General features: G+C 43.2%; 14 protein-coding genes, 1 tRNA gene and 1 pseudogene. 6 read left to right on the forward strand and 10 right to left on the reverse strand.

Annotated features, from left to right (window positions below; genetic code table 11):
* Positions 1-21: 21 nt before the first annotated feature.
* From A8F94_RS25905 to queG, 9 genes and pseudogenes are all read right to left on the reverse strand, one after another.
* The gene (locus A8F94_RS25905; RefSeq protein ID WP_175384469.1) at positions 22-189 is read right to left on the reverse strand and encodes a sporulation protein Cse60; all 168 of its coding nucleotides are present in this window, start codon (positions 187-189) and stop codon (positions 22-24) included.
* A gap of 229 nt (positions 190-418) precedes the next feature.
* Positions 419-491: transfer RNA gene (locus A8F94_RS25910), tRNA-OTHER, on the reverse strand.
* Between the two features lie 208 nt (positions 492-699).
* Positions 700-1,371 (reverse strand): annotated as a pseudogene (locus A8F94_RS18825) (DUF444 family protein); the annotation flags it as partial.
* Between the two features lie 219 nt (positions 1,372-1,590).
* Complete coding sequence (locus tag A8F94_RS18830; RefSeq protein ID WP_066203952.1) at positions 1,591-1,794, reverse strand: hypothetical protein; 204 nt, start codon at positions 1,792-1,794, stop codon at positions 1,591-1,593.
* 89 nt (positions 1,795-1,883) lie between these two features.
* On the reverse strand, positions 1,884-3,779 hold the full coding sequence (locus A8F94_RS18835) for a PrkA family serine protein kinase (RefSeq protein ID WP_066203954.1): 1,896 nt from the start codon (positions 3,777-3,779) through the stop codon (positions 1,884-1,886).
* A gap of 686 nt (positions 3,780-4,465) precedes the next feature.
* A complete protein-coding gene (nfsA, locus tag A8F94_RS18845) occupies positions 4,466-5,215 on the reverse strand; it encodes an oxygen-insensitive NADPH nitroreductase (RefSeq protein WP_066203959.1) in 750 nt (249 codons plus the stop codon).
* 314 nt (positions 5,216-5,529) lie between these two features.
* Positions 5,530-6,003: a tRNA (uridine(34)/cytosine(34)/5-carboxymethylaminomethyluridine(34)-2'-O)-methyltransferase TrmL gene (trmL, locus tag A8F94_RS18850; RefSeq protein WP_066203961.1), complete on the reverse strand. Its 474-nt coding sequence runs from the start codon at positions 6,001-6,003 to the stop codon at positions 5,530-5,532.
* A gap of 82 nt (positions 6,004-6,085) precedes the next feature.
* Positions 6,086-6,973, reverse strand: coding sequence for an amidase domain-containing protein (locus A8F94_RS18855; protein ID WP_139070133.1), 888 nt, complete (start codon positions 6,971-6,973; stop codon positions 6,086-6,088).
* 382 nt (positions 6,974-7,355) lie between these two features.
* Positions 7,356-8,489, reverse strand: coding sequence for a tRNA epoxyqueuosine(34) reductase QueG (queG, locus tag A8F94_RS18860; RefSeq protein ID WP_066203965.1), 1,134 nt, complete (start codon positions 8,487-8,489; stop codon positions 7,356-7,358).
* A gap of 108 nt (positions 8,490-8,597) precedes the next feature.
* Between queG and A8F94_RS18865 the strand changes: the two genes are divergently transcribed.
* The 6 genes from A8F94_RS18865 (at position 8,598) to A8F94_RS18890 (ending at position 14,551) form a co-directional block, all read left to right on the forward strand.
* Positions 8,598-9,275 carry a B3/B4 domain-containing protein gene (locus A8F94_RS18865; RefSeq protein WP_066203967.1) on the forward strand — a complete coding sequence of 226 codons (678 nt, stop codon included), beginning with the start codon at positions 8,598-8,600 and terminating at the stop codon, positions 9,273-9,275.
* Positions 9,276-9,583: 308 nt separating this feature from the next.
* Positions 9,584-9,820, forward strand: coding sequence for a transcriptional regulator SplA domain-containing protein (locus A8F94_RS18870; protein WP_066203969.1), 237 nt, complete (start codon positions 9,584-9,586; stop codon positions 9,818-9,820).
* A gap of 153 nt (positions 9,821-9,973) precedes the next feature.
* Positions 9,974-11,269, forward strand: coding sequence for an ABC transporter substrate-binding protein (locus A8F94_RS18875; RefSeq protein WP_066203971.1), 1,296 nt, complete (start codon positions 9,974-9,976; stop codon positions 11,267-11,269).
* A gap of 277 nt (positions 11,270-11,546) precedes the next feature.
* On the forward strand, positions 11,547-12,872 hold the full coding sequence (locus tag A8F94_RS18880; protein WP_066203973.1) for a carbohydrate ABC transporter permease: 1,326 nt from the start codon (positions 11,547-11,549) through the stop codon (positions 12,870-12,872).
* Between the two features lie 12 nt (positions 12,873-12,884).
* Positions 12,885-13,706 (forward strand): carbohydrate ABC transporter permease, encoded by an 822-nt coding sequence (locus A8F94_RS18885; RefSeq protein WP_066203977.1) that lies wholly within the window; start codon positions 12,885-12,887, stop codon positions 13,704-13,706.
* Positions 13,707-13,990: 284 nt separating this feature from the next.
* On the forward strand, positions 13,991-14,551 hold the full coding sequence (locus A8F94_RS18890; RefSeq protein WP_066203979.1) for an NADPH-dependent FMN reductase: 561 nt from the start codon (positions 13,991-13,993) through the stop codon (positions 14,549-14,551).
* Positions 14,552-14,801: 250 nt separating this feature from the next.
* Here the strand turns inward: A8F94_RS18890 and A8F94_RS18895 are convergent, their stop codons facing one another.
* Positions 14,802-15,509: a hypothetical protein gene (locus A8F94_RS18895; RefSeq protein ID WP_077247813.1), complete on the reverse strand. Its 708-nt coding sequence runs from the start codon at positions 15,507-15,509 to the stop codon at positions 14,802-14,804.
* Positions 15,510-15,608 lie beyond the last annotated feature (99 nt).

A 15,608-nucleotide genomic window follows, 5' to 3' on the forward strand; every position in this document is an offset into this window, starting at 1 on the left:
AAAAGGAAATGCCCCAAACATTTAAACTTCATAGATAACAAGTGCAGAATATACAACAGCGCTATCGTTGTATGTGGTGCTGAATTTAACATCAATCAATCGGAAATTAATAATTTCTTCTAAAAACTGATTGAGGTTTTCTTCAAATGTACTAACTGCACCTGATTTAATTAATTTTGCTTGCTTCAAAATATCACCTCCCCTTGTATAATTTCTACAAAAGGAGATTTTTTCCTTCTAACATTTAAGCTGCCATTTACTTCGGCCGGCAGCTCACCGTCGCGATCCACTCCTTGGACGATTGCGATCACCGTTTCCCCCGGAGGAAGGTGCAAGGTTTAGGGTATGAGCGATGGACAGCGGAATGCCAATAACGTCTGCCATAACCAGGAGTGGAGTATCAATAATATGAAATTAACATGGGCGATAGGAATTGAACCTACCACATGCGGTTTTGGAGACCACCTCGCCACCTTGGTACATGCGCCCATAAAAAATAGACGGCACTGAAGTAACCGTCTTTCTCAAAAAATCAACAGATATCTAGCGAGAGAGTCGAATGAGTTTTCCGCCTCATTCAATTCTCGATAATATAAATTTATCAGGTTTAGTACCTAATGGCTTAAACTCCATTTAAAAAAATGAAAATAAATTCTTAATGTGTTTTTAAATAACTTATAGTTAATTTAAAATATCCGGAGAGCCACTCGTGTCCATCATCGCAAGGACAACTGCCTTTGAGTCAGGTTTAATGATCTCATTCCATGTCTTGAACTTCAGGTCTTCCTTGTAAATCGGATGGAATGCTGGCTTTCCATGCATCGCATTCCGTTTAAAAGCAGACATCATAGTCCTCTTTTTATCAATATTGCCCATGAGCCCTGTCTTGCGGATATCGTTAAACTCTATATGGTCTACCTGGTGCTCCTGTTGCTCCTTTTTCTTCAAGTTCGGCAATTCAAGCTGTTTAAATAACGCTTCTTCCAGCTCCATCATGGATACTTCTGCTTCAAAATAGTCTTCGCCTGCCTGATCGCCTGCTCCCTGTCCTTTGCCTGGCCCTTTTTTATCACCGGACCCATCCCTGGCAACAACATCGCCTACTTTGGATTTGCCATTTCCCTGGCCAACGTGCTTGTTTTTATCATAATTATAGCGGATTTTGTATTCGTCCAATGAACGAATTGGTATCTTGACTACATCGCGGCCATTTGACATAATAATGCTTTCCTCGGTAATCAAGTCTGGAAGATTATTGCGGATAGCCTCCTGGACTTTTTCCTGATGCCGTTGCTGGTCATCGTGGCCTTTTCGGTGGAGGGACCAATCTTCCTTTGAGATCACAAAATGGTGATTGTTCTCATCGATCATTCCAAACCCCTCCTTCATTCATTTTTCATTCACCTGTTACAGCTTTCTTGAATAAACTGTGATAGTGCCCAATTGAATAAAAGTTATAATGGATTACTCTATACTATGCTAAAGCGACAGATAATTTACAAATTATTTTGAAAATTAAAAGTGAATATTTGGAAACAGGAAAATACTCCTGTTCATCACGGACAAAGGACAGAATAAAACACCTCCGCATCAATCGCGGAGGTGTTCATCTTCTTCTTCATTCTGGATTGGGTCCGGGTTCTTTCCATAATCCTCTTTTAGAACCTGACCAGTACGGCGGTTTTCCATTTGTTTTCCAAGGTCTTTCATAGATTCCATATCAGGAGCCATTGATCCATTATCCGGTTGATAATCCTTATCAAGGCCTACTTGACTTCTTTTATTCTTGTCCATTGGTTTCACCTCTACCAGTCTTTTCCCCGAAATGAAACCGTATAAACTAGAGCCGGCTGCAGATTTGCACCCGGCTCTTTCAAATAATATTAGCGGTTTAGCAGGCTTCCGACATAGCGCAGCAATTCATTTGCAGATGTAGAGTTATATCCATGCTCATCAATCAGCCGTGCCACAACATTATTGATTTTCTTTAGTTGCTGCTCATCTGGTGTTTTCGCAGAGGTAGTAATTTTCACTACATCCTTCAGGTCGGCAAATAGCTTCTTCTGGATTGCTTCACGGAGACGGTCATGCGAATTATAGTCAAATCGTTTCCCTTTCCTTGCATAAGCAGAGATTCGAATCAGCACTTCTTCCCGGAACGCCTTCTTCGCATTTTCGGATATGCCAATTTGTTCTTCTATTGACCGCATCAGCTTTTCATCTGGAGAAATTTCTTCACCAGTAAGTGGATCACGAAGCTTTGCCTTGTTGCAATAGGCTTCAACATTATCCAAATAATTATCCATGAGCGTTTTTGCGGACTCTTCATACGAATAAACAAATGCCTTTTGGACCTCTTTTTTGGCAATGGTATCGTATTCTTTCCTTGCCAAAGAGATATAATTCATGTACTTCTCACGCAGCTCTGGAGTAATCGATGGATGCTGATCCAATCCGTCTTTCAATGACCGCAATACATCGAGGGCATTAATGGACATCATTTCTTTCCGGATAATAGTGGAGGAAATCCGGTTAATGACGTAACGTGGATCAATACCGCTCATTCCTTCATCCTGATATTCCTTTTTCAGTTCAGCTACATCGGCGGCATTATACCCTTCCACATTTTCTCCATCATAGAGCCTCATCTTCTTGACCAAATCAATATCGCCTTTTTTAGGCTCTTTCAGTCTTGTAAGAATCGTAAACATTGCAGCAACCCTTAGCGTATGCGGAGCTATATGCACATCGGCAACATCGCTTTCACGAATCATTTTTTCATATATTCTCTCTTCCTGTGAAACTTTTAAGTTATAAGGAATTGGCATGACGATGATCCTTGAATGAAGCGCCTCGTTTTTCTTATTGGAAATGAACGACCTGTACTCTGTTTCATTCGTGTGAGCAACGATGAGCTCATCCGCACTTATTAGCGCAAACCTGCCAGCCTTAAAATTCCCTTCCTGTGTGAGGGACAGAAGATGCCAAAGGAATTTCTCATCGCATTTTAGCATTTCCTGAAATTCCATCATCCCGCGGTTCGCTTTATTTAATTCCCCGTCAAACCGGTATGCGCGCGGGTCTGATTCCGATCCATATTCAGCAATCGTTGAAAAATCAATGCTGCCTGTAAGGTCGGCAATATCCTGGGATTTAGGGTCTGAGGGGCTAAATGTTCCAATTCCAATCCGCCTGTCTTCAGAGAAGAAAATCCGTTCTACCAGGACATCTTCGATTCTCCCGCCATACTCCTGTTCCAAGCGCATCATATTCAAAGGAGACAGGTTTCCTTCAATTCTAATTCCATACTCATCGAAAAAGTCCTTACGCAAATAATGAGGGATAAGATGAAGCGGGTCTTCATGCATTGGGCAGCCTTTAATCGCAAACACAGCTCCCCTGTCAGTATGGGAGTATGCCTCAAGCCCCCGTTTTAACATTGTTACCAGCGTCGATTTCCCTCCGCTGACCGGTCCCATCAAAAGCAAGATCCGTTTCCGCACATCGAGTCGTTTTGCGGCCGGATGAAAATATTCCTCGACCAGCCGTTCAAGCGCCTCTTCAAGGCCGAATAGCTGCTGATTAAAAAACTCATACGTCTTTTTGCCCTTTTCCTTCAAAATTCCGGCATCCTTGAGCATATTGTAAACCCGTGAATGTGCGGATTGGGCAACCCATGGCTTCTCTTTTACTAATTGTAAATACTCCCCGAAGGTACCTTCCCAGCGAAGCTTTTCTTCCTCTTCTCTGTACATCTCGATTTTTCTTAAAATATCCATATAGTAGTGTCCTCCCCCTGTCGCTTAAATCAGAGACGATTACTATACTCTATGCGTACAATCATTTGAACATGCAAACTGCCCTTCCGAAATACTTCATGAAAAAATTGGGAGCATTTCATTTCCACAAACGGTTCGATAGGCTATAATGGATTTGTATTGCACAATTCCTGACTTTTTAATGGGCAAAGGGGGCTTATTTTACCATGAAACTTGTGTTGATTCTTGGCGTGGCGGTTACATTCCTGGCAGCTATTTTTACTTCCGGATATGAGGATAAGCCAGGTACGAATAACAAATAATTAGAAAAGCGTAAGCGCCTAGTTAAGCCCCGACCAGCTTAAGACGGGACGACCCGCAGGATGGGCCTGCCCTCCGGAGGGGCACTACGAAATGCATAAGCGGCTTGAACAGGGGCGACAGGCATAAGACGAGCCGGCAGAAGGCTCTTTTGCCTTCTAGACGGATTGGCTTATGACCCCGAGCCCCTAGCCGCAGACGCTGGACACGGCTTAAGACCTCGAGCTGTAACAATCATCGCTTTCCCAGCGATGATTGTTACAAGATACTCAGGGATGCTGAGTCAAGGTGAAAACTGGCTAGGCGCTGAAGCTGGACAATTTTCAAGAGAAAACATTTCCTTATTTCTACAAACGAAAGAGCTGCCATCCGAGGCAGCTCTTTACTTATTTTAAATTCAATTTGTTGTTTTGAACAAAATCCTTCATATACATGCGGCTCTTTTTCTCAAGCATCCCTGCCATTTGGCCGGACCATGTATCACTCCGCTTTTCTGAAGTCCGTTCTTCATAGTAGGCCGAAATAAGTTTGTCATACTCTTCAAGCTGGCCTAAATATAAATCCTTGTCCTGTTCGTAACCGTCTTCATGGTAAACATGCTCAATAGGAAGCCTTGGCTTTTTGCCAGGGTCCTGGGCTGGATAACCAATAGCGATTCCAAAAAGCGGGATGACCCGTTCAGGGGTTCCAAGCAGTTTTTTCACTTCTTCCAGATTATTGCGGATTCCCCCAATATAACAAATTCCCAGGCCCATCGATTCTGCCGCTAGTACAGCATTTTGGGCTGCCAACGTTGCATCAATCAGCGCTACCATAAATTTCTCGGTACTTTCAATCGAGGGCAATACATCACGATCAAGTTCTTCACCAATTAAAGCATGTCTGTAAAGGTCAGCACAAAAGATAAAAAAGTGGCCGTTGTTCGCAACGTACTCCTGGTTTCCAGCAATCTCAGCCAGTTTTTCTTTTTTGGCAAGGTCTTTGATGCCAATTATTGAATATGCCTGGATAAAGCTGGAGGTTGCGGCTGCCTGGGCACACTCGACTATTGTTTTGATTTGTTCATCAGTTAACGGCTTCTCCTCAAACTTGCGGATAGAACGGTGCGCTAAGATTGTTTCGATCGTTGAATTCACGGTGACATCTCCTTTGAACAGATTCTGTATCTGATTATAAAGTTGTTTTTATCAATTCTGTTCTTTTCTGCTCAAGGTATTCCTGGACTTTATATTGTACTGGAGCTCGTCCAGTTCCAATGCCTCGCTAACGTTTATCTGGCCTGGGCTCAATGCTTCTTATGGAAATCCCCTTGAAGCTGTTCAGGTTGCCAGGAGGTCAAAATGTTCTTACAACAGGGTTTCGTGGAAAGTGCGAAACCCCCTGACGCCAAAAGTCCATGATCATTTTGACTTACTTGAAACCAAAATACAAAAAGCCTGCGGTGGCAGGCTTAAAGTAGTCCAGGATAATTTTGCTGCCTTAACGCTTCATAAACGAGGATAGCAGCTGTATTTGACAGATTCAGTGAACGAATATGGTCATTCATGGGGATACGAAGGCATCTCTCCATGTTTGCTTCAATAATTTCCTTTGGCAGGCCGGTCGTTTCCTTGCCAAAAATAAAATAGTAATCCTTTTCTCTGTCACTAAAATCAAATGTGGTAAAAGCCTTTTCACCAAACTTGGTTATATAAAAAAACTCCCCGCCTTTCGAAGCCTCGAAAAAAGCATCGAGGGAGTCATGGTACATGAGTTTTACATGTTCCCAATAATCAAGTCCTGCCCGTTTTAACTGCTTGTCATCAGTAGAAAACCCCAACGGGCGGATGAGGTGAAGGTAAGTACCAGTACCGGCACATGTCCTCGATATATTCCCTGTATTCGCCGGAATAAGCGGCTGATATAGCACAACGTGGATTGCCAAGATGTTCACTCCTTCTAAAACACCCTTTTACCAACTAGCAGCAAAAGAGACTTACCCGGTTATTATACCACTACCTCATTCCTTACAACCATCTCCGGCTATCATCAATAATTGTGTAAAACTTATACTTAATATTTGGGGTATATGCTGAAGAATCGGTATATTCCCAATACCTCATCCGGCTGTTATACGTATGCGCGTTCACTAGCGGCATCCCATTCGCATCTTTTGCCACGACAATCGTATTGTGGTTAAACCGGCCATCTCCCTCAAAATCGTAACATATCACATCTCCGGGCAGCAGCTGGTTAGCGCTTGAAACCTCCCTTGCCCTTAGGCCCGATTTTGAACTGGCAAGATACCATCTCAATGAATTGGCAACCGTCCAGCTATAGCTCCAGTTGTTATTGCGAATCCACCAGCCCTGGCCCTTATTCGGATAACCCCTCATTGGAGCACCGCCAGCATAGAGGCATTGAGAGATAAAATTCGTGCAATCAACCTCGAATTTTTTGAAGGCCGGATTGTATGAATTCCACCAGCGCTCTGCATATTGTACCGCTTTCCATCTGTCATACGTATAAGAAATGCGCTCTCCTGCCCCTCGCAGCGCTTCTAGAACCAAATCTGTGGATAGGGCTGCGCCAGGTTGGACAGGGACCACTTCACTGTCTGAAGACAATATACCTTCAATAAAGACTGCTTCCCTCGTTTCAACTTCCTCTTCCAAATAAATCTTGCTGCCCTGTTTAATTAGGTTTTGAAAATGAACTTCATATAGAACCCTTTCCTCACTACTATCCCTAGATTGATGCACAATCATTCCACGCCCATGGGTTTTGACAATTTCCGCACCTCTATCAAGGCAGGCCTGTTTTTTCCTTCGGGCTTTTTCATCAGTCCCTTCGTCAAGCCCATTCACAAAATCTTTTACCCTTTGTTGGAGCAATTCCCTTAATTGGCCCAGCACCATTATCACCCCTCTTCTAACCATTCATATGAATAACAATTTCGTTTTAGGTTAGAAAAACTGGCATTCTTCTTTCCTTTTAAAAAACAGCTGTGTTAAATGTGAATATGATTTCCGCTCCGCACCTCGCTTTCCGAGCGCCGTCTGGAAGCCTGTCTAGCTGCGGTTCCTCTTTTCCTTCTCTTCGGCGAAGCGCGCGGGGTCTCCCACTGACCTTTTCTCCCGCCAGGACGCTGAATAACTTCCCTTAAAAAGCATCGCAGGAGAAATGAGCATTTTCGAACGATCTACGTACCTTCCACTCCAATCAACGTCACTCTAAAAATGAACATTCTCCAATAACTGAGCCAAAAAAATTAGGATGGCGCTTTTGCCATCCCAATCATCCATGAATCATTTTGAGCCCTTTCTCTATCTCAGAAAGGACAGCCTCGTCCTTCTCACTTTGGCTTTGCACTACCAAAATTTGCTCTGCCTCTTCCGTACCGATTTTTCCAAGTGCCCAGGCCGCTGTTCCCCTCATTACCGGGCGTGGATCCTTTTGAATAACATCTTGAAGGTCTGAAATTGAGGTTTCATCTTTAAAATGGCCAAGCGCAATAATTGCATTTCTCTGAATCGGTTTTTTGCCGCGCCAGGAACCCGCAACAGAGCCAAACCGTTCTTTAAATTGCTTATTGCTCAGTGTCAGGATTGGCTTTAGAAGCGGCTTCGCGATTTCAGGATCCGCCTCCATTTCTTCGTGGAAATGGAAATCCATGCCCTTATTGACTGGGCAAGCAGTCTGGCATGAATCGCAGCCATATATCCTGTTTCCGATTTTATCCCTGAACTCATCTGGTATAAGCTCTTTCGTTTGCGTCAAAAAAGATATGCAGCGTTTCGCATTGATCTGCCCTCCCTGGACAAGCGCACCTGTCGGACAGGCATCCAGGCATTTTGTGCAGGAACCGCACTGATCCTCCATTTGCAAATCAGGTTCAAACGGAATACTTGTAATCATTTCACCCAGATAAACATACGACCCAAACTCAGGTGTAAGTATCGAGCAGTTTTTCCCGCTCCAACCTATTCCAGCCCGTTCGGCAACGGCCCGGTCCGCAAGTTCCCCGGTATCAACCATTGATTTCAGCCTCGCACCTGGTACTCGTTCGGAAAGGAATTGCTCCAGTTTCGCCAGTTTGGCACGAAGGATATGGTGGTAATCCAGCCCCCACGAAGCCCTTGCAAAAATCCCACGGCGTTCTCCTTTTTTGCTTATAGGGCGCTCTTGCATTTTTGAAGGATAAGCAAGCGCAATCGCGATAATCGACCTCGGGCTGTCCATCAGCAAAGCAGGATTTGTCCTCTTTTCGATATCGGATTCTTCAAAACCGGATTGATAATTCAACTCCTGTTGGCGCAGCAATCTATTTTTAAGCTCAGTGAATGGATCGGCGGTTGTAAAACCAATCTTATCAATGCCAATCTCCTTGCTATAGGCAATAACCTCTTCTTTAAGCTGTTTATAATCCATTGACTCTACCTCCCTTCTGCCTCGATTTTATCTATATAACACGTATATTTTTATTTTTGACATCCTTATATGATAAACTATTTTCACGGAATTTTGGAGGTGTATTGATTGGAAATTCGGTTATCCGAGGAGTTATCACAACGTGTACCCGGCTTTAAGCTTGGGATTATTCATTATAAGGGGATTGAAGTCGGGGAATCGCCGCAGATGCTTAAAGGCAGGCTTCAGCTTTTTCAGGAATCAATATTCTTCGACCTGGAGGATAAAAGCGTAACAGATTTAGAAGGAGTAAAAGAGTGGCGCCAGCTTTTCAAACAAACAGGAAAAGACCCAAACAGATATCGGCCTTCTGTTGAATCTTTATACAGAAGAATTGCCAAACAGAATTACCTTACCCCAATCCAGAGCGCCATCGACTTGAATAACTTTTTCTCTCTTCAATACCAGGTTCCCATCGGCATTTATGACGCGGATAAACTTGAAGGAGACATTACAGTAAGGCTGGGACAATCTGGTGAAGAGTATACGGGTTTGAATGGCCGATCGAATTCTCTAGAAAAATTAATTGTTGCATCAGATACGACTGGCCCCTTCGGCAGTCCGTTTGTGGACTCTGACCGCGCCCCTGTTTCGGTTGCCACTAAAAATGCATTGCAAATCATCTATATACGTCCGACTACCCCCTGCGAAAGTGCGGAAAAATTGACACAATCCTTAATGAATATGTTTGTACAGATTCACGGAGGCGAGAGCGACTTTATCATTATAGGCTGCCAAGACAAATAAAAAACGCAATGCCTCGTTTAATACGAAACACTGCGTTAGTACACTAGGTTAAGGGTGGACACATTGTCCGACTCTGGATTGAGCTTCATAGGAAGCTGTTCTGGGTGAGGGATTTGCTCGAATTTTGTCGAATTACTAAAGACAATATTTATATTACAGTTGTGACATAACTGTGTCAACGGGTAAATTCGAATGAAAAGCCTTACATTTAATTTTTTTTTGCTTGTTCTATTCCAAAAATGCTCGAGGGCATAGTTTTAAGACAAAAGAGTATCCTATTCTTAAAATGCTCATTAGGAGGAGCCCTCATGGACATGATCAATCCGAAAGACCTTAAAGCAGGCGATGAAGTATTTGTGATTTATAATAACCCCCATACACCGACCGTTTCAAATATCAGGCCGGCTGAAATAGTACCTCATCCAAAGGACCCTAATGCCCTCGCATTGTTTATTAATGAGACATTACATGTAATAGAGGATGATGATGCACTATTCACTTCAGAGGCGGCTGCTGAAGAAGCATTTAATAACCACTATTCTTAAACTAAGATTAATGATTGGAGACCCAGTGTGAAGGGGTCTCTTTTCTTTTTTAGCTAAAACCAGCCCCAAAAAATGGGTTTACCTTCTCTAATTGTGGGTTATAGAGGATGGGTAGAGTGTATTTTCAAAAAATTGAAAACAGGAGGGAAAGTTATGAAAAACAAACGTAAAATTTTTGCTGCCCTTTCCTCAGCTACACTTGCCTTATTCTTAGCTGCCTGCCAATCTTCATCCGATACTTCCGGAAATGAATCGGATTCCGCGAATAAAGACAAAAAAGTGAAGATTACATACGCACGCGGAGCAGATTCAACTGGAAGTACCGAAAAATTAATTGAAGCTTTTGAGAAAGCACATCCCAATATTGATGTGGAATACCTGGAAATGCCGAATGACAGCGGGCAGCAGCATAATCAATATGTTACGGCCTTTAGCTCTCAAAGTGATGAAATTGATGTATTTGATGCCGACGTTGTCTGGCCTGCAGAATTTGCCCAAGCGAATTATGCGCTTGAACTGGACAGGCTGATTGAAAAAGATGGAATCAACATGGACGATTATTTCCCAGCAACAGTCCAGGCCGGAAAATTTGGCGGCAAACAGTGGGCAATGCCAAAATACATGGATGCCGGTCTCCTATACTACCGAAAAGACATTGTACAAACCCCTCCAAAAACTTGGGATGAGTTAATCGCTGCAGCCAAAGAGTCCCAGGGTAAAGAAGGGACAAAATTTGGTTTTGTTCTTCAGGCAAACCAGTATGAAGGGCTTGTTGTCAATGCCATGGAGTTCATCGCCTCTTATGGCGGGCAAGTCATTGATGAAAACAACAAGGTAGTCATCGACAGCCCTGAATCAATTAAAGGATTATCGAAAATGGTCGAAGTCGTGAATAGCGGGATTGCTCCGAACAACATCCTGACCTTTACGGAAACCGAAACCGAAACAGCGTTTATTGAAGGCCAAACCGCATTGGCGCGAAACTGGCCATACATGTATCGCTCGGCAGCTGACAAGGAACGCTCCAAAGTACTCGACAAAGTCGGCTTTGCTCTTTTGCCTGCCGGTGACAAAGGGTCTGCTTCCACACTTGGAGGATATATGACCATGATCAACCGCTACACAGATGAGCCAGAAGCTGCGTGGGAATTCGTAAAATGGATGACCGGGAAGGAAGGGCAAACAATTTCCGCTGTGGAGGGTGGAAGGGCGCCTACCCTGAAAGCTCTTTATGAGGACGATAAAATTAAAGAGGCGGCACCTGTGTTCGGAAACGAAGAATTTGTAAATGTGCTGCACAGTGCAGTCCCTCGTCCGGTTACCCCAAATTACCAGGAGGTTTCCGATATCATGCAAATTGAGATTTCACAGGCTTTGACTAAAAAAATAACCCCTGAACAAGCAATTAAAAATATGCAGCAAAAAATGGAGGCTGCTTTAAACAAGTAATAATCAAAAGCGCAAGCGCCTTGGACATCGCCGTACAAACTGGAGGGGCTTCGACTGAGATAAAGGAATCACGAAGAGTGTTAGCGATTCGATGATGACTTATCGTAGGGAGGAGACCTGAAGTTTGCTAGGCGATAGGCGCTGGAGCTAGACGTGGACAATCTCGATAAAAGAGTTATCCACAATTACGAAATCCAAAGTTTTCTAAGAACGAGAAGGTGGGTGTTTTGCGCACCCGCCTTTTTTCTTTTAGAACCTGTATAAAGAGGTGTTAGCAATGTCAAAAAAGCCTGGGCAAGGTTTTAGCCTGAATGAAAAACAGCTCGGTTATATGATGGTTCTACCATCGTTACTATTAATCATTGGAATCATCATCTGGCCCATTACCCAATCTTTTTGGAACAGTTTGTTTGACTATCGCCTGAATGACCCGACGAGGTCCCAAAAAATGTTGACAGACCATATTGATCTGGAGAGATATGCAAACAACTACTATTATTTATCAAATTCACTTGAGGAATTGGCAGAGACTAGCGATAATCCCGATATTCAGAAGACAGTCTCATCCATACAGAAGGATATTGGTCAGCAGCATGCCAACCTCATCAGCGACAGTGAAATTGAAAACAAATACAACCAGGTCAATGACTTGATTGCATCCTTTAAGCCGGTAACAGATACAGAATTGAAATTCACAAAACTTGAATCGGATGTAGCAGAAAGCTATACTGCAGCGCTGAATCAGGCAGTAGAGGAGATTGCGTCTCTTGACCTTGTAACTGACCAGGATGATCTGGCAAATGATTTAACCCAGCAGATTCAGGAAACCAGAGCTTCAATTTTGAAATCGAACTTTATCGGATTTAAAAATTACTCCTACTACTTCCAGAATGAGCGAATGTGGCAATCGCTTTGGAATACGACCGTGTTTACTGTGATTTCCGTTTTTTTTGAACTTGTCATCGGTTTAATGATTGCCTTACTCATCAACCGGGCTTTTTTTGGAAGAGGCGTAGTAAGGGCTGCTGTCCTCATTCCCTGGGCTATTCCTACGGCTGTTTCCGCCATGATGTGGAAGTATTTATACGATGGCCAATCCGGAATCATTGCTCATTATTTTGAGAAATTTGGGCTGATTGAAAGTGCGGGTGATTTGCTGACAACCTCGGCTGGAGCAATGTTCTCCATTATTTTTACTGATGTGTGGAAAACCACTCCATACATGGCATTGCTATTGCTCGCTGGCTTGCAGACGATTCCTTCTTCGCTATATGAAGCTGCACAGGTGGATGGTGCGAATAAGTTTCAGCAGTTTTTTAAAATCACCCTGCCCCTGCTCAAATCTTCAATACTTGTTGCACTTTTGTTCAGGACGCTGGACGCCTTCAGAGTGTTTGACTTGATTTATGTCTTGACTGGCGGCGGGCCAGCGAATTCGACAGAATCGATTACGGTTTACGCGTATAAAACTTTATTCTCCCAGCAAAACTTCGGCGCGGGATCTGTTCTTTCTGTCATTGTTTTCCTCGCGGTCGCCTTGATCAGTATGATTTACATCCGTTTTATTGGCTCAGACTTGTTTGAAGGAAGAGTAAAGAAGTAGGAGGGTGGAGGAATGAAAAAGAAAGTAGGAATTCCATTCTATCTTTTTTTAACAGCGTTTGTATTTTTTGTCATGTTTCCTTTCCTGTGGGTTTTTCTAACATCAATCAAACAGCCAGGAGAGATCTTCTCTTCCTTTGCCTGGTTTTCCGATAATCCGACATTGGAATCGTATGAGTCCGCCTTAACAACTAGGCCGCTCCTGACGTATATGAAAAACAGCTTTATCGTATCCGGATTGACCACCTTAATCGCAATCTTGTTTGCTTCGTTTGCAGCCTATGCGCTGACACGGCTTCCAATCAAATTTAAAGGGCTGATTTTGGGGATTGTACTCGCTTCGTCAATGTTTCCTCACATTGCAATAATGTCACCCATTTATAACTTTGTGAGCGACTTCCACTTGAGGAACACGTATATCGGATTGGTTATTCCCTATATCACATTCAGCTTACCGCTAGCCATTTGGCTGCTTTCAACCTTCTTTCAAAAAATACCGTTTGAATTGGAGGAGTCGGCAAAGATGGATGGTGCCACGCCCTTTCAATCATTCCGGAAAATTATCTTCCCGCTTGCCGCACCAGGAGTTTTCACAACAGCCATTCTGGTATTTATTGCAGCCTGGAATGAATACTTGTTTGCGTTGACAATTAATTCAAAGGAAACTGCCCGTACCGTTCCGGTTGGGATTTCACTTTACCAAAGTGATTATACAGTCCCCTGGGGTGACATTACCGCGGCAACAGTCATAGTCACGATTCCGATTGTCGTACTTGTGCTAATTTTCCAAAGGCAGATTGTCTCTGGGCTGACATCCGGGTCTGTGAAAGGATAAAATTTCTTGCACTATTAAAAAGGCCTTACTCAGGAATTAGTAAGGCCTTTTTCCTGCCCTTTTTTCCAAAAACAATCGTCTTCTATAGCCTTCTTCATCGCATCTGCTCCTATATTGTTACTCCTCCACCTTTTCAGACAATTTTCCAAATCTGTTGGATAAACAACAAAACCAAAGAATTATTGGTGTTGATCCTATCCATTAAGGCTTAAGATTCAATTGTAAGCAAAAGTAATAAAACGGAATCAGACGTTTTATTAACACAATGGTTGGAGGGATGGTTAATGCTTAAGATTGGTATTATTACTGGTAGTACAAGAGAATCAAGAGTAAATATTCAGGTTGCGGAATGGGTCAAGTCAATCGCAGAGAAAAGAACGGATGCTGAATTTGAGCTGGTAGATATCAAAGATTACGACCTGCCAAGATACAATGAAACTATTCCTGCTATTATGTCACAGGACTATCAAACACCGGAAGCTCATCAGTGGTCAAAGAAAATTAGCGAACTGGATGGTTTTGTTTTCGTAACACCTGAATACAATAAAGCCATCACGTCTGGGTTAAAAGATGCTATCGATTATTTATATGTTGAGTGGAGCAATAAAGCAGCAGGAATTGTAAGTTATGGTTCAACTCTTGGAGTCACAGCAGCTAACAATTTGCGTTTGATTCTAACTGTACCGAAGGTCGCAACAGTGGGTACACAACCTGCATTAAGTCTTTTCACTGATTTTGAAGAAATGAGAACCTTTAATCCAGCACCGTTTCATGAAGAAACTGTTCAAACCATGTTGAACGAAGTCGTAGCCTGGTCTGCAGCATTGAAAACAATTAGAGAATAATTTAATGAAACGATGTAAAGCGAGGAATACTTGTTCCTCGCTTCTTCATGGATTAAAAACCTCGCCTTAAAAAATACGCTTGTTACTCTGAGCTGCCATCCTTGCCTGTGAAGATATAAATTCATTGCTTAAAGCAATATAAAAAAAGCCTTACTCAAAAAATTGAGCAAGGCCTATTTTCTCACTGAAAGCTGGCACCTCTTAAGCTAAATGTATGATCTTACACCGAGGCTTTACTGCTGCCGTGATTTTAATTCAACCCAAGTTCTTTCTGCTTCTTGGTGACAGCCTTCATAAGTTCCTCATCATCAACGACAGGAACATCCGGATCCCATTGATCACCCTGCGGAAGGTCAAACTGGAATTTCTCTGCGTACGGCGCTGGGCGGTTCATCATATACTCCACAATTTCATGCTTGATGAATTCCCTTGCCTCTTGCGGCGTCCGTTTGCCTGTCACAACTTCGTGCATCATATTAATTGAAAGTGTATTGGCACCTTCATTATCGCAATGGACCGACACTTCCCCTTTTGTTCGGTCAATAACCAGACTGCCCTCCAGCTGGGCAACGAGCCCTACTTTGTCTGCCGGCACATGATAATCAATGAATTGCTCGAGCACATCGGAGTGTGGTTCCGGAAAATCATGCGGCACTTCGTCACGAAATGCAATCGTCCGTTTCCAAGGTCCGTTATTGTACCAAATTAAATAACTAGGACTTGCTTCATTTGGCGGCCCATAAAACTTCATCGTGTTTTCAGCAGCCATCCTGGCCGTGGCTGGCCATTCCTTGATGATGCCCTTCACCGAATCTGAATCAACAAAAGCTGTCGTATCTTTCTCCGCGCTTCCAGTCTTATGCAATTTTTTGTTGGCTGCCATTGCAGTAGCCGCTAATTCCAGGCGGGCTTCGCCAGGTGCCTGTTCTGCTGCTGTCTTATTCGAATTTTTCTCCATTGATAGCCCTCCTTTTGTTTTTCCATACATTTTCCTCTTCCCGATCTGGCTTTCAATAAACTTTTTAGAAAAGAGGATCCTGTTTTGATAAGGAGTGGT

The sequence above is a fragment of the Bacillus sp. FJAT-27225 genome (genome assembly GCF_001685025.1).
In the GTDB taxonomy this organism is placed as follows: domain Bacteria; phylum Bacillota; class Bacilli; order Bacillales; family Cytobacillaceae; genus Bacillus_D.

Excerpts from the sequence above, each read along its gene's own strand:
- A8F94_RS18895 (WP_077247813.1), bottom strand. The coding sequence starts at position 15,509 with ATGGAGAAAAATTCGAATAAGACAGCAGCAGAACAGGCACCTGGCGAA.
- A8F94_RS18885 (WP_066203977.1), top strand. The coding sequence starts at position 12,885 with ATGAAAAAGAAAGTAGGAATTCCATTCTATCTTTTTTTAACAGCGTTT.
- A8F94_RS18875 (WP_066203971.1), top strand. The coding sequence starts at position 9,974 with ATGAAAAACAAACGTAAAATTTTTGCTGCCCTTTCCTCAGCTACACTT.
- A8F94_RS18890 (WP_066203979.1), top strand. The coding sequence starts at position 13,991 with ATGCTTAAGATTGGTATTATTACTGGTAGTACAAGAGAATCAAGAGTA.
- A8F94_RS18830 (WP_066203952.1), bottom strand. The coding sequence starts at position 1,794 with ATGGACAAGAATAAAAGAAGTCAAGTAGGCCTTGATAAGGATTATCAA.
- queG (WP_066203965.1), bottom strand. The coding sequence starts at position 8,489 with ATGGATTATAAACAGCTTAAAGAAGAGGTTATTGCCTATAGCAAGGAG.
- A8F94_RS18835 (WP_066203954.1), bottom strand. The coding sequence starts at position 3,779 with ATGGATATTTTAAGAAAAATCGAGATGTACAGAGAAGAGGAAGAAAAG.
- A8F94_RS18870 (WP_066203969.1), top strand. The coding sequence starts at position 9,584 with ATGGACATGATCAATCCGAAAGACCTTAAAGCAGGCGATGAAGTATTT.
- A8F94_RS18880 (WP_066203973.1), top strand. The coding sequence starts at position 11,547 with ATGTCAAAAAAGCCTGGGCAAGGTTTTAGCCTGAATGAAAAACAGCTC.